Source organism: Nocardia sp. NPDC050630 (genome assembly GCF_044457245.1).
Lineage (GTDB): Bacteria > Actinomycetota > Actinomycetes > Mycobacteriales > Mycobacteriaceae > Nocardia.
This window is the reverse complement of the sequence record NZ_JBITGN010000023.1, coordinates 1-21135: the sequence shown is the minus strand read 5'-3', so window position 1 is coordinate 21135 and position 21135 is coordinate 1. Positions and strand designations below refer to the sequence as shown.

Annotated in this window: 18 protein-coding genes and 1 pseudogene; 9 read left to right on the top strand and 10 right to left on the bottom strand. The window is 65.9% G+C overall.

Annotation, left to right across the window (positions count from 1 at the left end; genetic code table 11):
- Window positions 1-67: 67 nt before the first annotated feature.
- Window positions 68-895, bottom strand: coding sequence for an NADPH-dependent oxidoreductase (locus ACIBG0_RS35905; RefSeq protein ID WP_397038927.1), 828 nt, complete (start codon window positions 893-895; stop codon window positions 68-70).
- A gap of 111 nt (window positions 896-1006) precedes the next feature.
- On the opposite strand from ACIBG0_RS35905, the gene ACIBG0_RS35900 reads away from it, so the two are divergent.
- Complete coding sequence (locus ACIBG0_RS35900; protein ID WP_397038926.1) at window positions 1007-1768, top strand: siderophore-interacting protein; 762 nt, start codon at window positions 1007-1009, stop codon at window positions 1766-1768.
- A 60-nt stretch (window positions 1769-1828) separates the two neighbouring features.
- Here the strand turns inward: ACIBG0_RS35900 and ACIBG0_RS35895 are convergent, their stop codons facing one another.
- Genes ACIBG0_RS35895 through ACIBG0_RS35885 form a run of 3 tightly spaced genes read right to left on the bottom strand, consistent with a single transcriptional unit; the run spans window position 1829 to window position 4567 of the window.
- On the bottom strand, window positions 1829-2923 hold the full coding sequence (locus ACIBG0_RS35895; protein WP_397038924.1) for an ABC transporter substrate-binding protein: 1095 nt from the start codon (window positions 2921-2923) through the stop codon (window positions 1829-1831).
- Window positions 2884-3771, bottom strand: coding sequence for an ABC transporter permease (locus ACIBG0_RS35890; protein WP_397038922.1), 888 nt, complete (start codon window positions 3769-3771; stop codon window positions 2884-2886). Before ACIBG0_RS35890 ends, ACIBG0_RS35895 begins: the two co-directional genes overlap by 40 nt.
- A complete protein-coding gene (locus ACIBG0_RS35885; RefSeq protein ID WP_397038920.1) occupies window positions 3761-4567 on the bottom strand; it encodes an ABC transporter ATP-binding protein in 807 nt (268 codons plus the stop codon). Before ACIBG0_RS35885 ends, ACIBG0_RS35890 begins: the two co-directional genes overlap by 11 nt.
- A 147-nt stretch (window positions 4568-4714) precedes the next feature.
- Here ACIBG0_RS35885 and ACIBG0_RS35880 point away from each other — a divergent pair, with 147 nt between their 5' ends.
- The 3 genes from ACIBG0_RS35880 (at window position 4715) to ACIBG0_RS35870 (ending at window position 7738) form a co-directional block, all read left to right on the top strand.
- Window positions 4715-6415, top strand: a complete 1701-nt coding sequence (locus ACIBG0_RS35880) for an ATP-binding protein (protein ID WP_397038919.1) — start codon at window positions 4715-4717, stop codon at window positions 6413-6415.
- Window positions 6397-7071, top strand: coding sequence for a response regulator (locus ACIBG0_RS35875; RefSeq protein WP_397038917.1), 675 nt, complete (start codon window positions 6397-6399; stop codon window positions 7069-7071). The genes ACIBG0_RS35880 and ACIBG0_RS35875 overlap by 19 nt, the downstream gene beginning before the upstream one ends.
- A gap of 127 nt (window positions 7072-7198) precedes the next feature.
- Complete coding sequence (locus tag ACIBG0_RS35870; protein ID WP_397038916.1) at window positions 7199-7738, top strand: hypothetical protein; 540 nt, start codon at window positions 7199-7201, stop codon at window positions 7736-7738.
- A 3-nt stretch (window positions 7739-7741) separates the two neighbouring features.
- Here ACIBG0_RS35870 and ACIBG0_RS35865 read toward each other — a convergent pair whose 3' ends face one another.
- Window positions 7742-7921, bottom strand: coding sequence for a hypothetical protein (locus ACIBG0_RS35865; protein WP_397038914.1), 180 nt, complete (start codon window positions 7919-7921; stop codon window positions 7742-7744).
- 90 nt (window positions 7922-8011) lie between these two features.
- On the opposite strand from ACIBG0_RS35865, the gene ACIBG0_RS35860 reads away from it, so the two are divergent.
- Together ACIBG0_RS35860 and ACIBG0_RS35855 are read left to right on the top strand one after the other, a co-directional pair.
- Window positions 8012-9058 (top strand): Gfo/Idh/MocA family oxidoreductase, encoded by a 1047-nt coding sequence (locus ACIBG0_RS35860; protein ID WP_397038913.1) that lies wholly within the window; start codon window positions 8012-8014, stop codon window positions 9056-9058.
- A 51-nt stretch (window positions 9059-9109) separates the two neighbouring features.
- On the top strand, window positions 9110-9910 hold the full coding sequence (locus ACIBG0_RS35855; protein WP_397038910.1) for a M50 family metallopeptidase: 801 nt from the start codon (window positions 9110-9112) through the stop codon (window positions 9908-9910).
- A 14-nt stretch (window positions 9911-9924) separates the two neighbouring features.
- Here the strand turns inward: ACIBG0_RS35855 and ACIBG0_RS35850 are convergent.
- Window positions 9925-10326 (bottom strand): annotated as a pseudogene (locus ACIBG0_RS35850) (phosphatase PAP2 family protein); the annotation flags it as partial.
- 289 nt (window positions 10327-10615) lie between these two features.
- Between ACIBG0_RS35850 and ACIBG0_RS35845 the strand changes: the two are divergent.
- Window positions 10616-10837 carry a hypothetical protein gene (locus ACIBG0_RS35845; protein ID WP_397038908.1) on the top strand — a complete coding sequence of 74 codons (222 nt, stop codon included), beginning with the start codon at window positions 10616-10618 and terminating at the stop codon, window positions 10835-10837.
- Window position 10838: 1 nt separating this feature from the next.
- On the opposite strand, the gene ACIBG0_RS35840 is transcribed toward ACIBG0_RS35845, so the two are convergent.
- A complete protein-coding gene (locus ACIBG0_RS35840; protein ID WP_397038906.1) occupies window positions 10839-11342 on the bottom strand; it encodes a gluconokinase in 504 nt (167 codons plus the stop codon).
- A 40-nt stretch (window positions 11343-11382) separates the two neighbouring features.
- Window positions 11383-11889: an RDD family protein gene (locus ACIBG0_RS35835; protein ID WP_397038904.1), complete on the bottom strand. Its 507-nt coding sequence runs from the start codon at window positions 11887-11889 to the stop codon at window positions 11383-11385.
- Window positions 11890-12168: 279 nt separating this feature from the next.
- On the opposite strand from ACIBG0_RS35835, the gene ACIBG0_RS35830 reads away from it, so the two are divergent.
- Window positions 12169-13311, top strand: coding sequence for a serine hydrolase domain-containing protein (locus ACIBG0_RS35830; RefSeq protein ID WP_397038902.1), 1143 nt, complete (start codon window positions 12169-12171; stop codon window positions 13309-13311).
- Here the strand turns inward: ACIBG0_RS35830 and ACIBG0_RS35825 are convergent.
- On the bottom strand, window positions 13293-17234 hold the full coding sequence (locus ACIBG0_RS35825) for a hypothetical protein (RefSeq protein ID WP_397038901.1): 3942 nt from the start codon (window positions 17232-17234) through the stop codon (window positions 13293-13295). The genes ACIBG0_RS35830 and ACIBG0_RS35825 overlap by 19 nt on opposite strands.
- A 67-nt stretch (window positions 17235-17301) precedes the next feature.
- Here ACIBG0_RS35825 and ACIBG0_RS35820 point away from each other — a divergent pair, with 67 nt between their 5' ends.
- Entirely contained in the window at window positions 17302-18222 is a 921-nt protein-coding gene (locus ACIBG0_RS35820) for an LLM class F420-dependent oxidoreductase (RefSeq protein WP_397038900.1), read from the top strand.
- Here ACIBG0_RS35820 and ACIBG0_RS35815 read toward each other — a convergent pair.
- On the bottom strand, window positions 18211-21135 hold a 2925-nt coding region (locus ACIBG0_RS35815; protein WP_397038899.1), incomplete at its 5' end, for a DNA-directed RNA polymerase subunit beta. The two genes, ACIBG0_RS35820 and ACIBG0_RS35815, sit on opposite strands and share 12 nt — an antisense overlap.

Here is a 21135-nt window from a genome sequence, read left to right as displayed (position 1 = left end):
GATCGATCAGCCCGTCACGCTACCGGCCGCACCACCGGAGCGCCGCGCGACCCGAACCGCGGTGCGATCAGTGCAGGCGGAAGCCATGATTCGCCAGGGACTCGCGGAGCCGGTGGCGGCCGTTCAGGCTCGCGGCGGAGGCCAGCCGAGTCAGGACGCGTTCGGTCCAGGAATGCGCCAATTGCTGTTCGGCGTAGAACGCGGCGATGCGCTCTTCGTAGGCCGCGACGTGGGTGCGTTGCGCGGGGAGGTCGTAGGTTTCGTGGTGGAGTACGGCCGGTTGCGGGAGGCGCGGTTTGACGCGGGCGTCCTCCTTCGGGTCCGGGTGTCCGACAACGAGTCCGAAGACGGCGAACACTTGGTCGGGCAGTTTCAGTTCCACCGCGACCTGTTCCGGATTATTGCGGATCGCACCGATATAGACGGTTCCGAGGCCGAGGGATTCCGCCGCGACGACGGCGTTCTGCGCGGCGAGTGCGGCGTCGATGAAACCGACATAGCTCGATTCGAGGTAGTCGGCTCCGGCCAGCGGCGCTTCGCGATCGTCGGCGAGTTGGCGCAGCCGGGCGAAATCGGCGGTGAACACGAGCAGCACCGGTGCCTGTTCGATATGCGCCTGCCCACCGGCGAGCGCGGCGAGGCGAGCCTTGCGCGCCGAATCGCGGACCGCGATGACGCTCCACACCTGCAGATTGGAGGAACTCGGCGCGGACTGAGCCGCGGATATGAGCAGGCGCAGGGTGGCGTCGGAGACCGGGTCGGCGAGATAGCGGCGCACCGAGCGGTGCTCGTGCAGCACCTGCAGCACCGGATTCCATGCGGTGGGCTCGGTCGAATTCGGATCCCGATAGCGCTGCTGGACGGCGTGGGCGGGGCTCGGCACGGTCTGCGTCATGCCGATCATCCTGTGCCATGTACGGCGCGCCCGTCTGCGGTAACCCTCAGCATGAACCGAACCGAGTACGGTTGGTAAGGCAAGCCTAATTAGCAATTAGTGGAGGTTACCTTGGCAAGACCCCGCACCACCCTGACGGTGCAGCGCACCGAGCGGCTGACCCCGCATCTGATCCGGGTGCATTTCGGCGGACCCGGATTCGCGTTCCGGCCGAGCGAGTTCACCGACTCGTATGTGAAGTTCATTTTCCCGCGCGACGGAATAGATGTGCTGCGCACCTACACCGTGCGCTCGGTCGATCCGGATGCCGGTGAGCTGGCCGTGGACTTCGTGTATCACGGCGACGAGGGCATTGCCGGTCCGTGGGCCGCGTCGGCGCGGCAGGGCGACACCATCGACTGCTTCGGACCAGGCGGAGCCTATGCGCCGCGCGTCGATGCCGACTGGCATCTGCTGGCCGGTGACGAGGCGGCACTGCCCGCGATCGCTGTCGCGCTGGAGGGGATGCCCGCCGATGCGGTCGGGCACGGGTTCGTCGAGGTCGCCGGACCAGAGGACGAACTGAAGCTGGACAAGCCGACCGGCGTCGAGCTGACCTGGCTGCACCGCGGCGCACGCGAGCCCGGCGATGCACTGGCCGAAGCCGTGCGCGCGGCGACCTGGCGCGAGGGCCGGGTGCAGGTCTTCATCCACGGCGAGGCGCGCGCCGTCATGCAGGACCTGCGCCGCTACATCCGCCGCGAGCGCGGCGTCTCCGCGGAGTGGGCGGCCTCGATCTCCGGCTATTGGCGGCGCGGACGCACCGAGGAGGGCTTCCGCGAATGGAAGGCCGAATTCAAAGCCAGCGACACCGAGGACGCGCCGACCAGGTGAACGGCCGAAAGCCCATGGCGACCGGATGTTCGCCGATCGCCATGGGATTTCGTGGTGTCGCTACTGCTGATTCGCGCGCAGCGCCTCCTGCACGAACCGAGTCGTGTAGGTCTTCGACAAATCGATGCGGTCCTTGACCGGCGCCACATTCTTCGAGTACTTGCCGAGCACGTTCAGCACGTTCTCGGCGCCTTCGGATTTCATCAGGCCGCTACCGTTGAACATGCCGATCGAGTCGCGGATGGATTGGACATAGAGATCCCGGCCCGCACTGGCGTATTGCGAGGGCATCTTGGCGGCGATCTCCTCGGCGGTGTGCGTCTTGATCCACTGCAGCGTCTGCACGAAGGCCGTCGCGACCTTCTGCACGATATCCGGATGCGCGTCGACGGTGTCGCAGCGCATGTACAGCGACGATGCCGGATACAGCCCGCCCAATGCCGCCCGGGTGCCCTCCTCGGTGCGCATATCCACCAGAATCTTCGCCTCACCGGAGTTCACCATGGTGGCGACCGTCGGGTCGGTGGTCATGCCGGCATCGATGCCGTTGTGGTTCATACCCGCGATAAAGGTCTGTCCCGCACCGACTTTCACGCGCGTGTAGTCGGCGGTGGTCATGCCGGCCTGCCCGGTGAGCGCCTGGGTGAGGAAGTCGGTCGAGGAGCCGAGCGAGGTCACACCGAGGTTCTTGCCGCGCAGGTCGGCCAGCGAATTGATACCGGCCGCATCCGCCTTGGAGACGAGTTCCACTTCCCCTGGCACATCGGCGAATTGGACGACCGAGGTCAGGCACTGTTCCTTGGCCTGCAGGTCGATGGTGTGGTCGTAGAAGCCGACCACGGCCTGCACATCGCCGGTCAGCAGCGCGGTTTCGGCACTGGCACCGGACTGCTCACCGAGCAATTTGACGTCGATATCGTTCTTCGCGAAGAATCCGAGCTTCTCGGTAAGCATGGCGGGTAGGTAGATCACCTTCTCCAAACCGCCGACCATAATGGTGATCTGGGGCCGCCCGTTTGCCATCGGAATGGTTCGCGAGTCCCGGCAACCGGTCGCCAGCAGCAGTGCCGCGATGACTCCGAGAATGATCGTCAGATGTTTGACGTACCGCATGATCAGATCCCGTGGCTCGAAGTCGCCTGCGACGGACGCCATTTCAGTAATCGGCCCTCCGCCGCACTGATCGCCCACTCGGCCAGCAGCGCGATAACGGTGATGATGATCATGCCCGCGTAGATACCGGCCGAATCGAAGGTGCCCTGGGCATTGCTGATCAGCAGACCCAAGCCCTTACTCGCACCGGCATATTCACCGACGACCGCGCCGATCAGGGCGAAACCGAAGGCGGTGTGCAGACTGGACAGGATCCAGGTGGTCGCGCTCGGGAGCACGATCGAGCTCAACACCTGACGCTTGCTCGCACCGAGAATGCGGGCGTTATTGATGACATTGCCGTCGACCTCACGCGCACCGGTGAAGGCATTGAAGAACACGGCGAAGAACACCAGCACCACGACCGTGGCGACCTTCGAGCTGAGCCCGAGACCGAACCAGATGATGAACAGCGAGGCCAGCACGATACGGGGAACAGCATTGAGCGCCTTGATGAACGGTGCGAGTACCTCGGCCCAGTACCGGCTGCGGCCGAGCAGCGTACCGAGGACGACACCGGCCACCGCGCCGATGACGAAGCCGAGCACCGCTTCCTGCACGGTGGTGTACATCTGCAGCCAAATCGAGCCGAATTGCGTTCCATCGGTGAACCATTCGACCAGCCGATCCCAGATCAGCGAGGGCTTGGAGTAGAAGAACGGGTCGATCCACAGCGTGGCGGTGAGCTCCCAGGCGCCCAGCCACACCGCGATCAGCGCGATCCGCAGACCCCAGGTACGCAGCCGGTTGCGCCGGAGGTTGGTCCGCACGCGCGCGAGAATCTGCTCCTCGGTTTCGATTTCGACCTCGGGCGCGGACTTCGCCACATCTTCGAGTACGTTATGCGACACGGGAGGCTCCCTTGCCTCGGGCTGCCTCGACCTGATCGCGCAGCGTTTCCCAAATTTCCTTGTAGATATCCCGGAATTCGTTGGTGAGCCGTACCTCCTCGACATCGCGCGGACGTTCCAGCGACACCGGGAAGTTGCCGCAGACCGTGGCCGGGCTGGCGGTCATGACGACGACCCGGTCGGCGAGCACGATGGCCTCTTCCAGATCGTGGGTCACGAAGATGACGGCCGCGCCGGTGCCCGCCCACACGCGCAGCAGCTCGTCCTGCATCAACTGCCTGGTCTGCACGTCCAGCGCGCTGAACGGCTCGTCCATCAGCAGGATCTCGGGATCGTTGACCAGCGTCTGCGCCAATGCGACGCGCTTGCGCATGCCGCCGGAGAGCTGATGCGGGTAGTAGCTCTCGAATCCGGCGAGACCGACCTTGCGCACCCAGCCGCGGGCCTGTTCGCGCGCCTCGGCCTTGGACTTGCCGCGCAGCCGCGGGCCGAGGGCGACGTTATCGATCACGCTCTTCCACGGCAGCACCGCGTCCTGCTGGAACATGTAGCCGATGCCGTCCGGGATGCCGTCGACATCCTTGCCGCGCACCAGCGTCCGCCCGGCCGAGGCCGGCTCCAGCCCGGAGACCAACGACAGCGTCGTCGACTTTCCGCAGCCCGTCGGGCCGACCACGGCGACGAATTCGCCGGGTTGCACCGCGAGGTCGAGATTGCGGACGGCAGTGTGGATTCCGCCGCCGGTGCCGGGGAAGCGCTTCGTCGCGCTCCGCAGCTCGATGAGTGGTTCGGTCATTTTTCTTGCTCCTAGCCGATCAGGTAGAGCGAACCTACGTGGGCCGGGTCACACTTCGAGGCTTGTGCGCACAACCGGTGCAAACGAGGCGATTCGAAGGTTGTGCGCATTCTGCTCACCTCGGTCCGCGTGGTTTATGCTGCGGAAATGGCCAGCGACGGCAGAGCACGACGGCACGCGACCGGACACTTCCGGTTGCGCACCCAGGTGCTGCTGCTGCAGATCGTGATCGTCTCGGTGACCCTCGGCGCCGCCTTCGCGGTATTCGGCTACGTCAGCGGCCAACGGCTCAACGATCAGTACGGGCAGCGTGCGCTGGCCATCGCGCGCAGCATCGCGGCCGAACCGGTGGTACGCGAGGAGGTCGCACGGTATGCCCCGGGCACGGTGACGCCCGAGCTGCGGGCGCAGCTCACCGCGGGACCGCTGGAGCGGATCGCGATCGATACAACGCAGCGCACCGGCGCGCTGTTCGTGGTGATCACCGACGATGCCGGGATCCGGTTGGCGCATCCGGACGAGGCGCGACTGACCGAACATGTGAGCACGGATCCGTCGGAAGCGCTGGCGGGCCGGGAGGTGATCGTCAAGGAACGCGGCACGCTCGGGCCATCGGTACGTGCGAAAGTTCCTGTGCTGGAAAATGATTCGGATCGCATTGTCGGTGCGGTGAGCGTCGGTATCTCGACCACCGCGATTCGCGGGCAACTGCTCTCCGATCTGCGCACCGCGGCGCTGTTCATCGCCGCCGCGCTCCTGATCGGCATCGCGGGTTCGGCATTGCTGGCGCGGCGCTGGCGCGGGTTGACGCTCGGACTCGAACCTGCCGAACTGGCCGAACTGGTCCAAGGGCAGGCGGCGGTGCTGCACGGCATCGGTCGCGGCGTGCTGGCCGTCGACTCGGCTTGGCGCACGACGTTTGTCAATGACGAGGCACGGCGGCTGCTCGGAATCAGCGCCGAGATCGGCAGGCCGGTCGACGAGATCGGTTTGACGCCACGGGTGCTGGAGGTATTCCACGCGCTCGACGAACAACCGACGCCGGCCACCATCGGCTCGCATATCGTGGTGGTCGCGGCTCGGCCGGTCACACGTGACGGACGCGATCTCGGTGCCGTGCTCACCGTGCGCGATCGCACCGATGTCGAGGCGTTGACCCGCCAACTCGACGCCGTGCAATCGATGAGCACCGTACTTCGCGCCCAGCGCCACGAGTTCTCCAACAAGATGCACCTGCTCAGCGGGCTGCTGCACAGCGGCCGCACGGAAGAGGCGTCACATGTCATCGATGAGCTGATCGGTGCGGGACCGCTCGGCGCGGCAACACCCGGCATCGATGCGATCCACGACGCCTATCTGCAGGCCTTCCTCGCCGCCAAGGCGGCGCATTCGCGCGAGAGCGGCGTCGAACTCGTCCTCGGCCCGAATACTTGGGTGGACGGCAACCTCGCCGAGCCCGTCGATGTCACCACCGTGCTGGGCAATTTGCTCGACAACGCGATCGAGGCGGCACGCATCGCCGACCATTCCGTCAAACAGGTGGAAGTCGAGCTGGTGCAGGAGGATTCGACGTTGCACATCGCGGTCGCGGACAGCGGTGACGGTGTCGCGCCCGAAATGATCGACACCCTGTTCACCGAGGGCACCTCGACCCGCGAGGATCATGGCGTTCCGGGCGGGCGCGGTGTCGGTCTCGCGCTGATCCGCCAGATCGCCCGCGCGCACGGCGGCGATGTCCGGCTCGCCAGTGCGCGTGGCGGTGCACCGCCGCTCGCCGGTGCCGAATTCATTGCCCGAATCCCCGGAGTACTCGTAGACAGCGAAATGCCATGGCCGCAACAGATCTGACCGTGCTGGTCGTGGATGACGATTTCCGCGTGGCCAATCTGCACGCCGGAATCGTCGAATCCATCGCGGGTTTCGCCGTCGCTGGCACCGCGAATACCCTGGCTGGCGCGCGAGAACTCGACGCCGCCAACGAGGTCGATCTGGCGCTGGTCGACGTGTACCTGCCCGATGGTTCGGGCATCGATCTCGTGCGCGAATTGCACTGCGACGCCATGATATTGACTGCGGCCACCGAAAGTGCCACCGTCCGAGCCGCATTCGCCGCTGGCGCACTCGCATACTTGGTGAAGCCCTTCCCACACACCATGCTCGCGGCCCGCCTTGCCGGATATGCCCGCTACCGGCGCACCCTCGCAACACCTCAGATCGATAACGCTGCCATCGAGGCCGCACTCCAAGCGCTGCGCCCCACCTCGTCGCCCGCCGCTGCGGCGACCGTCATCGCCTCCCCCACCAAAGATCTTGTCCTGCACACCATCCTCGAGGCCGCCGCACCCTTGTCCGCCGCCGAGGTGGCTACCGCCATCGGCATCTCCCGCGCGACCGCCCAGCGCTACCTCGCCGCCCTGGTCGCCGCGGGCACCGTCCACATGCGTCTGCGCTACGGCACCACCGGCCGTCCCGAACAGGAGTACACCGCCGCACCGCGTCGCTGAATGCCCCTGTCGATCTGGATGGAAATCAGAGACACTAGCATTAGGCGTGCCTAACCTTAACCAGGTTGGGTGAGTTGTGGGTGAGTGAGGATCGACAAATGCATGGCCATGACTTGGGGCGGCGCCGATGACGGCGCTGGTAGGCGAGGGACATACCCGGCGCGGTTTCGCGATCCGGACGGTTGCCACCTGCGCCGCGCTCGTGACGGCGATCTGGTTGTCGACCCAATTGCACTGCACGCCAGCGCTGCATCATGCGGCACTGCTCATCCACCTGGCATCGCTGGTCCTCGGCTTCGGGGCGGTGTTGGCGGTGGATTATTTCGCCGTCGCCTGGGTCTTGCGTCGCACCCCGCTGCGCGAAATGCTGACCGTCGCAGATCGCCTCCAACTGCCCATCTGGCTCGGCGTCATCGGTCTGGTCGCCAGCGGCGTACTCCTCGAACCGAATATCGCCAACCACACCACCCAGACCAAAATGGCGCTGGTAGTCGCCCTGACCCTGAACGGCCTGCAAGCATCCGCCTTCACCGACCGGGTCGCGGCCCGCGGCGGCGTCCTCGACCGACCACTGAGCATCCGCGGCGCGCTGACCCTGCTCATCTCCCAGGCTTGCTGGTGGGGCGCACTCTGGATCGGCTTCTGGAATACCACCAACCACGCGTAATCCTCAGTCGCTGCCGCTGACCGCCACACCCGCACCGACGCCGACGCTCATCAATCCACCGGTAGCGCCGACGGATTCGAGTCGGCGCGGTGGGACGAACCACGCCCGCGCGGCACCCGCGATCATCACGACCCACATTCCGTCCGAGAGTACTTGTTCGCCGAGCGCGATCGCCCCGAGCATCAGCAGCCGTAGCGCACCTCTGGCTGGGTCGGATATGAGATCGCTATATCCCAAACGTTGCGCCGCAAGAGGTCCGGTAGCGTCGGAACGATGAGCCTGCAGGTCGCCATAGTCGGGTACGGATTGGCCGGGTCGGTATTCCATGCGCCGCTGATCGCCGCGCAACCGAGGATGCGGGTGGCGACGGTGGTCACACGGTCATCGGAGCGGGCGGAGCAGGCGCGGCGCGAGCATCCAGGGGTGCGGGTGCTGGCGAGTGCGGAGGAATTGTTCGCCGATATCTCGGGCCTCGATCTCGTGGTCATCGCGACGCCGAATCAAACACATGCGCTGCTGGCGCGGCAGGCACTGGACGCCGGGCTGCCGGTGGTCGTCGACAAGCCGTTCGCGGTGAGTGCCGCCGACGGCGAGGATCTGATCGCGCGAGCCGCGCGCGCCGGGCTGGTGCTGTCGGTATTCCAGAATAGGCGTTGGGACGGTGATTTCCTGACCGTGCGGAAACTGATCGCGGATGGGCGGCTCGGTGCCGTGCGCCGTTTCGAGTCCCGATTCGAGCGGTGGCGTCCGGTGCCGAAGGGTGGCTGGCGCGAGGTCGGTTCCGCCGAAGAGGGCGCGGGACTACTGTTCGACCTGGGCAGTCACCTGATCGATCAGGCGGTGACGCTGTTCGGCCCGGTGCGCACGGTGTACGGCGAACTGGACCGGCGACGGCCGAATATCCAGACCGATGACGACGCCTTCGTCGCACTCACGCATACCTCGGGCGTGCGATCGCACCTCTGGATGAGCGCGGTAACTCCGCAGCTGGGACCACGTTTTCGGGTGCTCGGTTCCGAAGCCGGTTACCTGACTTACGGATTGGATCCACAGGAGGAGGCACTGCGTTCGGGCCGTCGCCCTGGCGATGGGCCTTGGGGCACAGTCGAACCCGAACGGTGGGGGGTACTGGGCGCGGAACCCAGCCTCGAACCGGTCCCCACCATATCGGGCAACTATCCCGCGTTCTACGACGCCATGGCCGCCGCACTCCTCGACGACGCACCCGCTCCCGTCGACCCACGCGACGCCGTCACGACCCTGCGATTGCTCGAGGCCGCCCACAAATCGGCGGATCTCGGAGAACTCGTCACCACCTGATCGGCTCGCGACGACTCAGCGAAGCTCGCCGCGGCCGGATAAGGTGCGGCGGTGCAAACAGCGGAATTCGTCGACCGCGGCGTCTCCATCGCGGACCGGCTCACCACAACCCAGGCGGTGCCACCATGGTGGTTGGTCATCGCGACAGCAGTCGCGGCCCTGATTCTGGTCGGATACAGCCCGCTGTGGCGGCTCACCCGCAATGTGGTCACCATCGCGCACGAAGGCGGCCATGCGCTCACCGCGCTGCTCACCGGCCGCAGGCTCAACAGCATCACACTGCACTCCGACACCTCCGGCCTGACCGTATCGAGCGGAAAACCTTACGGCCTCGGCATGATTTTGACCGCGATGGCGGGCTATCCCTCGCCACCGCTGCTTGGCCTCGGCTTCGCCGCACTGCTGGGCGCCAACCGCATCACCCTGATGCTCTGGACCGCGATCGCCCTGCTCGCGGCCGTCCTGATCAAGGTGCGCAATGTCTACGGACTGCTGACGGTGTTCGGCTTGGGCGCCATCGTCTTCGCGGTGTCCTGGTTCGGAACCGATACGGTGCAGGCCGGTTTCGCATATCTCGGCGCGTGGTTCCTACTGCTCGCGGGAACCCGGCCGGTGATCGAACTGCAGCGCGGGCGGGTTCGTCGCTGGAGTATGCCGCAGGGCACGGATTCCGATGCCGATCAGCTCGCCCGGCTCACCCACATCCCCGCGCTGCTGTGGGTCTTGGTCTTCGGCGCGATCGCGGTAGCGGCGCTGGTCGGCGGGGCGCTGCTGCTGTCCGAGGCCGCGGGTGTCTGCATTCCCAACGTCTCCGGCGCGGAGTGCACCACACCTGCCCTGCCCACCAGATAGGTCCGGTACGCCGCCAGACACAGCACGAGCCACAGCGCACCGATACTCCAACCGCCGAGCACATCGGTCGGCCAGTGCACGCCCAGATACCAGCGGGAAAGGCCAACGGCCACAACGAATACGGCCGCGACGGTCACGCCGATGCGGCGGAGGGCCGGACGGTGCGAGCGCGAAAGCATCACCGCGGCAAGGAGTCCGATCACCACGATCGACCCGAGACTGTGCCCGGACGGAAACGCCTGATTGGTCTCGGTGATGAGACGATCCGCCTCAGGTGGGCGAGTACGCCCGACGAGATTTTTGCCGACCACGACGAGCACACCCGCGCCCACCGTCGCGACACCGGCCAACACCACCTCCGGCCACCGCCGGCGCCAGGCCAGCACGACACACAGAACCACCGCCACCGCGGTCATCGCCAGCGTGCCGCCCAAGTCGCTGACCCCGATGGCAACAGGCGTCAGCAGCCCGTCACGCCGCTGGACCACCCAGTCGGTCCCCGGCTGATCGATCGCGGTGAGGCCGCCGCGCCCGAGCACGCTGCCGGTTATGGCGCAGACCATCGTGGTCAACACCACGATGCTGCGAACCGGTAGCGGACGACGTGTCATACCTCCACCATGCCAGATCCGCAGCTGTGAGATTGCTGAGTGTCCGGCCGAGGCTCTACCGGATATACCGTTGCGATGTCGTAGGGTGTTGGCCGTGAATCGATGGCCGGACCACGCCAGCACCGGACCGGACGAGCACTCGCCAGTGGCGGAGTTGGCTCGTGCCCTGATCCACGCGATATGCGATACCGTCGCGGGCTGGTTGCATCCGTTCGCGGGTGCGGCGACCGTACCGCTACTGCTGCTCACCCCGCTGCTCATTCTCGGCGTGGCCTGGCTGGCGACCCGGGTCGTGCGTCGACGCACGCATACCTGAGTCAGCTCGACTGCCAGGCGTTTATCGCCTCGCGAACCAGTTCGGCGGGATCCTGGGTCGCATCCACGGTGATGCCGAATTCATCCGAAGCCAAGGGCTGCAAGGCCGCCAGTTGCGAATCGAGCAATGTCGCCGGCATGAAATGGCCACGGCGAGTCTCCATTCGGCGAGCCAGTTCCGCGCGCGAGGCGGACAGATGCACGAAGAACGCCTCGGGTGCGGCCGCACGCAACCGATCGCGGTAGCTTCGCTTGAGTGCCGAGCAACTGACAACACCGCCGCGCTCGCGCCGCTCCCCCAGCCACGCCGCCACGATATCGAGCCACGGGGTGCGATCGTCATCGGTCAGTGGCACACCGGCCGCCATCTTCTCGATATTCGAAGCCGGATGGAAGTCGTCACCCTCGGCGTATTCGACCCGCAGCGTCTCGGCAAGCAGCGCACCGACGGTGGACTTTCCACATCCGGAGACGCCCATTACGACGACAATCGGCCGATCTGTCATGCGACCTCCACTCACAGGCCGACCCTATCGGTAGCCCGCGCTACGACGTTGCGAGGACGAAGGTCTCGGCAACCTTGTCATGCCAGCCCTGCCGAGCGACATGATCGAAATACGGCGACACCGCACAAACAACGCCCCAGACACCGCATAGAACGCTCGGCAGCACGAGAGTCGCCCAGCGGATCAATGCCGCCGCCGCGCCGATACCTTCGCCCGGCGCGGCGGCGGTGTCGATCCGCACGACGCGAATGCCGAGCACCTTCTTCCCGAAGGTCGCACCCTGGGTCGCGGTCAAGCCGACTTCGTAGGCGAGGCCCGCGAGCAAGCCGACTGCGACGACCAGCAGCACGGTCCCCGCGCCGAATCCGGAATCGGTATCGGCGGGGAATTCGCTCGACGAGTCCGTGCTCGCGGTCACGACGGCGGCGACAATGCCGATCGGTATGCCGACGACGACGGTATCGATGAGCCGCGCGCACAGCCGGGTTCGCATACCCGCTAGCCGATATCGACCGGAGGGGATGGTGAGGTAGGCGGTACTGGACATGCTCGAGATTCCCCTCCGTTTCCGATCGCCGACGGCCGCGGGAACAGGAGTCGACCCGCCGAACTCCCCTCCACATGGTCCGGCCGGCCTGATTCCTGTTCCCGCTCGCCGACCGGACGTTACGCAGCGGCGCGAACACGCAGCCACTGATCGGCTTGCCGAGTGGCGCATCTGTGCAGTTCACGGCCACGCAACGGAATTCCGGACCGGAATGCCGGTATGTCGCAGCGGTTGCGGTAATTTGATGCCTCGAAACACCGCGCATGCCGCAGGAGGGGAATGACTGCCATCAGGGGGATGGTCGCCGCTGTGCTCGCTGTGTTGGCAATGCCCGGCATCGCGCGGGCCGAAGAGCCGATCGACATCTTGCAGGCGGGTGCCGACGCCGGTGTCGCGAGGGGTTATCCGGGCGTCATCGGACTGGTCCGCACTGGGTCCGACACGCGCTACGTGCACGCGGGCTACGGCGAGTTGTCCACCCGCACTCCCGCCGACCCGAAGGCACGGTTGCGCATCGGCAGCTTTACGAAGGCGTTCGTCGCCGTGGTCCTGCTGCAATTGGAAGCCGAACATCGACTGTCCCTCGACGACCCCATCGAGCACTGGATTCCCGGCGTGGTGCCCGACAGTGCCGGTATCACCATCCGCCAGTTGCTCAACCACACCTCCGGCCTGCCGGAGTACACCGACGATCCAAGGATCTCGCTGCCCTATATCGCCGGGGTCGAAAGATGGCCTGCGTGGTCGCCACAGGCGGAGGTCGATATCGCGCTGCAGCGAGGTCGGATCGCAGCGCCCGGCGTGGGGTTCGCCTATGCCAATACCAACTATGTCCTCGCGAGCATGGTGATCACCGCCGTGAGCGGCCGTCATACGGCCGACGAAGTGCGCGAACGCATCATCGAACCACTACAGCTGCGCGATACCACCTATCCGGTCACGGACCCGAATCCGCACGGCAACTGGCTGCACGGCTACACCTGGCAACGCGATATCTCGGTCGCGGATCCACAGATCTACGGCGCGGCGGGCGCGATGATCTCCACGCTGGACGACTTCGCCACCTTCACCCACGCCCTGTTCTCCGGGCAGCTGCTGCCACCCGCGCAACAGACCCAGCTCACCGCCACCGTGCCGACACCCGACGCGGGCAACGGTTACGGACTCGGCGTCCTTCACGCGCAGGCGCCATGCGGTCCGGTCTGGACCTACCTCGGCCGGACGCTCGGCTACGACAATCGGCTCGTCGCCAGCCCGGATGGCAGCCGCATCGTGCTGCTCACCGGCAACGAATTCCACTATCTCGCCGACAACGCCGCTGCCGCACGGTTTCTCGACGATGCCGCCACACGAGCCTTCTGCGCACTGTATTCACCCACCGCGCCGTCTCCCAGCCCCTCCGATCAACAGGGCGGACGATAGGCCATCCGCGGCAGATGCGCCTGCCACACCTCGCGGGTCAATACCGCGCGACCGACATCGCAGATGCGCGCGACGGCGTGTTGCGGATCCAGATCCCACATGCTCAGCACGCCGTTGCCGGTGCCGACCAGATACCGCCCCGCCGGATCGAAGGCCAGCTGCCAGCTCGTCGTGCTCGGCACGGTGATCGAATGCCCGAGCGGTTTCGGATGCGCGCGGTCGCGGAAATCCCAGATCCGCACGGTCGAATCCGCGCTCGAGGTCGCCATCGTCGCGCTGTCGGGACTGAAGTCGACGGACAGGATATTCAAACCGTGCGTCGCGATCGGCTCGCCCAGTTCGCGCACCGCGGCGGGATCGGAGATGTCCCAGGCTTGCAGGGTGTCGGCCGCGAGACTGACCAGCGTCGTGTTGTCCGGCGTGATACCGATCCAGCCGAACGGTTTGGTCGGCTCGCTCGGAATCTCGCTCAGCACATGGGGTGCGGCCGGATTCGACAGATCCCAGAGTCGAATGACGTATCGATCCTGGCCGGTATCGGTCCGATCCAAAGACATGGTCGCCATCAGCTCATCGCCGATGCTGTACATGGCGAATGCGCCGCTGCCGGTGGCCAATGGCATCCGGCGACCGAGCGGGACCGGATGCGCCCGGTCGACCAGATCCCATACCTGGAACGACCAGGCCGCATCGTCGGCGATAGTCCACAAATATCGACCGCCCGGACTGAACATGGCGGCGAAGATCCCGGGCAGTTCCGCGATCGTGCGCGCATGCGCGGGATCGCTGACATCGTGCAGGAGCACACGCGGCGGCGATCCGACTGTCGAGGCGGCCGAGTGCCCGTCTCGGCTCAGCGCGGCTCCCGCCGCGTACAGCTCGGTGGGACCGGGTCCGAGGTCGGCTAGTTTGCGCAGGTCGGCGCGATCACGCACATCCCAGAGCGCGACCCGACCGTTGATCGCGCCGGTCACCATCGTGCCCTCGGTGCTGAACGCGGGCGGCACAGGTAACCACCCGAGCCGCCCGGGGAGCACGGCGGGTGCCAGCGACCAGAGCCGGATCACGCCGAGCGCGCCCGCGGCCGCGACGGTATGGCCGTCCGGACCGAAGGCCAGCGAGTTCTGCGCGTCCTGACAGACCAGCATGGTGCTGACCTCAGGACACGGTGACGACGATGCCAACAGCGGTTCGCCGAGCGGCCGCGGATTGGCGCGGTCGGCGATATTCCACACCGTGACGCCATTGCGGTTGCCTGCGGCAAGGGCGTCGCCGTCCGGGCTGAACGCGAGCGAGCGCACCGCCGAGCTGGCGGCCGCGAGCATCGAACCGCGGAAGACCGGCCGGACCGGATCGGCGATATCCCATACTCCGACGGTGGCATCGCCGGTATTCTCCGCCCACGGCGAATCGCCGCCGCTGCCTACCGCGAGGGTCACACCGTCCGGGCCGACCGCCACCGCCCGCACCGGCCGCGCTGGAATCGGGATCGGCGCGCCCAGCACTGTCGGGGTATCGCCGATGGTCCAGAGTTGGATCGCATCGTCGTAGGCGACGGCGAGCCAGGATCCCTTGGGATGGAATGATATCGATCGAATCTGCTGCGGAACCGGCAGCGGTGCAGCGATTTTCGTCGGTGACGCGGGGTTCTGCAGATTCCACAACGTGACGGTGCGATTGTTATCGGCAGCGGCGAGCACCCGCCCGTTCGGGCTGAAGGCCACCCGGAACACATCACCGGCGATCGGGACCGCCGCCGGGGCCGGATGTCGCGGATCTTCGACATTCCACAGCCGCAATGCCTTGCCGCAGGCCGCCGCAAGGAGCTTCCCATCGGGGCTGAACGAAATCGAGGTCGCCGGGGCGTCACAGGTCAATGGCATGCCGATGGGCTGTGGACGCGCGCGATCGATGAGATCCCACAGCCGGACCGTGTGGTCCTCGCCCGCCGAGGCGAGCAGCGCTCCGCCCGGTTGGTATGCGACCTGGTCGACCGCGCCGATATGGCCGGACAGCGGAGTGGCCAGCGGCAGATTCTGGGTGCTCAGCAGTCGCGAATTCACGTCCGGATCATCGGGCTCGAGGCGATGGGCGACCAGAGCGAGTTGGGCTGACAGGGTGGGGTCGGTGGTGCGCAGACTCTCGGATTCGGCGAGCACCGCCGAGAGCAGGGCATTGTCACGCTGTTCGTCCTTCAACCGGACTTGGCCGTAGGCGGCGATGCCGAGGACGAGCACACCAACGCCGAGCAGGGCGAGCACCGCACGGGTCGCGGCGGCCCAGCGTCGCGACTTGGTTCGGGAAGCCTGTGCCGCGGTGAGGAATTCGGTCACGGAGTCGGTGGCCGGATGCCGGTCTGCGGCTTCTTTCGCGCTCGCCAGCCGGGTGCCGCGGTAGAGCAGGGCTGGATCATTGCCGGATGAGGACCAGTCCGCCGCATCGGCTTCCAGCCGTTGGCGCACCAGATATCCGACGCGATCCTCCTCGATCCAGGCCCGCAGTCGGGGCCAGGCGCGCAGCACGATTTCGTGGGTGAAGTAGGCGCTGTCGGCATCGGAAGTAACCAGCCTGGCACGAACCAGTGTTTCCAGCACCGCATCGGCGGCCTCGGAATCCACTGCCCGACTGACCAATTCGGCGCGGGCGGCGCGACGCCTGGTGTCGTGACCGTCCGGACCGACGCTGACAAGGCTCAGCAACAGCGGTTCTGCCTCGATCCGCTGGGTGACGGTCAGTTCGTCCCAGGCCTGTTCGGCCGTCGCCGCGACCGAACCCGTAACCCCGCCCGCCTTGCGATAACCGGCAACAGTCAGGCGTAGTCGTTCCCGATGCTCCCAGGTCGCAGCCATGACGTGGGAGAGCAGCGGCAGTGCGCCGGGATCGTAGCTGCGCCGGTTCTGATGATCGCCGAGGCCACAGAGTTCGGTGACCACCAGTTCGACCAAGCCTGCTTCTAGTTCGAGTCCCGCCGCCGAGGCCGGTCCGGTAATGGCCTCGGACAGTTCGCTCCGCCGCATCGGGCCGAGTACATAGCCTCGGTTGTTCAGTACGTCTTCGAGGATCGGATAGTCGAGGCAGGGTGCGTAGAAGTCGGCGCGGACGGCCAATACTACTGTTGCCCAACGCTTTTCGTGCGCCGCAGCGACGTAGGCAAGCGCGGTGAGGAAATCCTCGCGCTCCTGCTCGTCTTGGCAGGCGGTGAACAATTCCTCGAACTGATCGACGATCAACAAGCCGTATTTGCCGATAGCCCAGTCATCGCCGACGGCTTCGGCGAGCGCTGTCCGCGGTTGCGCGCCGGGAGTGACAGTCGTTATCTGCCAATCCTTTTCGATCTTCCGGACCGCCGGGATCAAACCCGCGTGCAGCAGCGAGGATTTACCCGCACCCGACGCGCCTACCAGGGCGACCATGCCGCCCCCGGCCGCATCGAGCGTGCTCAGCACCAGCTCGGTGAAATCGGTGGTGGCGCGGCTGCGGCCGAAAAACCATGCCACGTCGTCGGATTGATACGACCTCAGCCCGCGATAGGGGCATACGCCGGTGGCCGGATCGTTTTCGGGTTTCCAGGTGACGGCCGCCTGCCACAGCCGCCGCCACTCCGGTAGATCCACCAGTTCGCGCTGTACGGGCGCGGCCGACTTCTTGGCCAGATCGAGCAAGGTCAGCAGAATCGGCAGCAGCGTCTCGAATTGCGCCGGGACATTACGGCCCGAGCGCCAGTCGCTGATCCGCTGCAACGATGCGGTACCGCCCTTGGCCGGTCCGCGGGTGGCCTTCATCCGCGCCTCGGCGGCGGTGGCCACCTGCCGCAATTTAGGATTGCCCGCGGCCTCGAACAGACTCATCAGACGTTGGGCGAATACCGATCTCGGCGAAACACCCCTGCGTAGATCGGATTCCGATTCGACCGCGCCAACCACCGGCCAATGATAAGCGGCGGCGAATCCGAGCCGACCCACGAGACCAATTTCGGGCACCATGGTCGGCATGGATCTACGCATCTTCACCGAACCGCAGCAGGGTGCGAGCTACGACACCCTGCTCACCGTCGCCAAAGCCACCGAGGACCTGGGTTTCGACGCGTTCTTCCGCTCCGACCACTATCTGGCCATGGGCGGCAGCGATGGCCTGCCCGGCCCGACCGACGCCTGGATCACGCTGGCCGGGCTGGCCAGGGAGACCAAGCGCATCCGGCTCGGCACCCTCGTGACAGCCGCCACCTTCCGACTGCCCGGACCGCTGGCCATCCAGGTCGCCCAGGTGGACCAGATGTCCGGCGGCCGGGTCGAGTTCGGACTGGGCAGTGGCTGGTTCGCCGAGGAACATGCCGCCTATGGAATCCCGTTCCCGCAGGACAAGTTCACCAGATTCGAGGAGCAGCTGGCGATCATCACCGGCCTGTGGGCGACCAAGCTCGGCGATAAGTTCAACTTCGAAGGCGCGCATTACGCGATTACGGACTCCCCCGCACTGCCGAAGCCGGTGCAGGATCCGGTGCCGCTGTTGATCGGCGGGCACGGTGCGACGCGCACCCCGCGCCTGGCCGCCACCTACGCGACCGAATTCAATATGCCTTTCGGCTCGCTCGAGGACAGCGCCCGTCAATTCGACCGTGTGCGCGCCGCCGCGCAGGCGCGCGGCCGCCGCCCCGACGATCTGATCTACTCCAATGCCCTGGTGGCCTGTGTCGGCGCCTCCGATGCCGAGGTGGCCCGCCGGGCCGCCGCCATCGGCCGTGAGGTCGAGGAACTGAAGACCAACGGGCTCGCGGGCTCCCCTGCCGAGGTCGTCGACAAGATCGCCCGCTACGCTGAAATCGGCGCTACCCGTCTCTATCTCCAGATCCTCGACCTCGACGATCTGGCGCACCTGGAACTCATTGCGACGCAGGTGATGTCACAGCTGTAGATCGTCCACGGTGGCGGATTCGTTGCGGGACAGGTTGATGCCCAGATTCGCCGCCGTCCGATCGATATCGTCCTCGTCGACGCCACCCATTTCGATGGCGGCGCCGTCGGAGGACAGCACCTCGACGTTGAGGCACAGCGACTGGAGCTCCTTGAGGAGCACCTTGAACGACTCCGGAATGCCCGGCTCCGGAATGTTCTCGCCCTTGACGATCGCCTCGTACACCTTGACCCGGCCCGCGATATCGTCGGATTTGATGGTGAGCAGTTCCTGCAGCGTGTAGGCGGCGCCGTAGGCCTGCATGGCCCAGCACTCCATCTCACCGAAGCGCTGACCACCGAACTGCGCCTTACCACCGAGCGGCTGCTGGGTGATCATCGAGTACGGACCGGTCGAACGGGCGTGGATCTTGTCGTCGACCAGGTGGTGCAGCTTCAGGATGTACATGTAGCCGACGGCCACCGGGTACGGGAAGGGCTCACCGGAACGTCCGTCGAACAGCGTCGACTTGCCGTTGTCATCGACCATGCGCTCACCGTCACGGTTCGGCAGGGTCGAGGCGAGCAGACCGGTCAGCTCCTCTTCACGAGCACCGTCGAACACCGGGGTGGCCAGATTGCTGTCGGCGGGCACGGCGCGCATATCCTCCGGCAGCGCACTCGCCCAGGCGGGTGTGCCCTCGATCTTCCAGCCCGCCTTGCCGATCCACCCGAGGTGGGTCTCCAAGATCTGGCCGATGTTCATACGACGCGGCACACCGTGGGTGTTCAGGATGATGTCCACCGGGGTGCCGTCGGGCATGAACGGCATGTCCTCGGTCGGGAGGATCTTGCCGATGACACCCTTGTTGCCGTGGCGACCGGCCAGCTTGTCGCCGTCCTGGATCTTGCGCTGCTGCGCCACATAGACGCGCACAAGTTCATTGACCCCGGGCGGCAGATCATCGTCGTCCTCGCGCGAGAACACTCGAATACCGATGACTTTGCCCGATTGACCGTGCGGCACCTTCAGCGAGGTGTCGCGCACTTCGCGCGCCTTCTCACCGAAGATCGCCCGCAGCAACCGCTCTTCCGGGGTCAGCTCGGTCTCACCCTTCGGGGTGACCTTGCCGACCAGGATGTCGCCATGTCGCACCTCCGCGCCGACCCGAATGATGCCGCGCTCGTCGAGATCGGCGAGGACCTCGTCGGAGACATTCGGGATATCGCGGGTGATCTCCTCGGCGCCGAGTTTGGTATCGCGGGCATCGACTTCGTGCTCTTCGATGTGGATCGAAGTGAGCACATCCTGTTCGACGATGCGCTGCGACAGGATGATCGCGTCCTCGTAGTTGTGCCCTTCCCACGGCATGATCGCCACGAGCAGGTTCTTACCCAGGGCCATCTCACCGTTCTCGGTGCACGGACCATCAGCGAGGACTTGTCCGGACTCGACCCGCTGACCCTCGTCAACGATCGGGCGTTGATTGACACAATTGCCTTGGTTCGAGCGGGCGAATTTGCGCAATCGGTAGCTCTTGCGGGTGCCATCGTCTGCCATGACGGTAATGAAGTCGCCCGAAACCTCCTCGACCACACCGGCCTTCGCATTGACCACCACATCGCCCGAATCGAGAGCGGCACGAAACTCCATACCGGTACCGACAATCGGCGCCTCGGAGCGGATCAGCGGCACGGCCTGGCGCTGCATGTTCGCCCCCATGAGGGCACGGTTGGCGTCGTCATGCTCGAGGAAGGGAATCATCGCGGTCGCGACCGACACCATCTGGCGCGGCGAGACATCCATGTAGTCGACCTCGTCGGGGGGAACCGATTCGACCTCCTCGCCGAACCGGCGGGCCAAGACCTTGTCCTCCGCCAGATACCCGTCCGCGTCGATCAGCGAATTGGCTTGCGCACGCACATACCGTTCTTCCTCGTCCGCGCTGAGGTACACGACCTCATCGGTGACCACGCCGTCGACCACCTTGCGGTACGGCGTCTCGATGAAGCCGAACGGATTGACCCGCGCGTACACCGACAGGTAGCCGATCAGGCCGATATTCGGCCCCTCCGGGGTCTCGATCGGACACATCCGGCCGTAGTGACTATGGTGCACATCCCGCAGTTCGAGGCTGGCACGTTCCCGCGACAGACCACCAGGGCCCAGCGCCGAGAGCCGACGCTTATTGGTCAAGCCCGACAGCGGGTTGTTCTGGTCCATGAACACCGACAGCTGCGAAGTTCCGAAGAACTCCCTGATCGACGCGGTCACGGGACGGATATTGATCAGTGTCTGCGGGGTGATGGCCTCCACGTCCTGGGTGGTCATGCGCTCGCGGACGACGCGCTCCATCCGCGACATGCCGACTCGGATCTGGTTCTGGATCAGCTCGCCCACGCGGCGCACGCGACGGTTACCGAAGTGGTCGATGTCATCGACGTCGACCGGAACTTCGACACCGCCGGGTACCGTCATGGTCTTTTCGCCCGCGTGCAGCCGGACCAGGTACTCGATGATCGCGATGAGATCCTCCTCGGTCAGCACCTGGTCGGTGGTGGTACTGATGCCGAGCTTCTTGTTCATCTTGTAGCGACCCACGCGCGCCAGGTCGTAGCGCTTCTCCTTGAAGAACAGATTCTCCAGCAGCGCTTGCGCGGACTCCTTGGTCGGCGGCTCACCCGGCCGCAGCTTGCGATAGATATCGAGCAATGCGTCGTCGGTGCCGACCGTGTGATCCTTCTCCAAGCTCGACATCATGACCTCGGAGAAACCGAAGCGCTGCGTGATCTGCTCGGAGCTCCAGCCGAGCGCCTTGAGGAAGACCGTCACCGGTTGGCGGCGCTTGCGGTCGATGCGCACACCGACGGTGTCGCGCTTGTCGACATCGAACTCCAGCCACGCACCACGCGACGGAATGACCCGCACACTGTG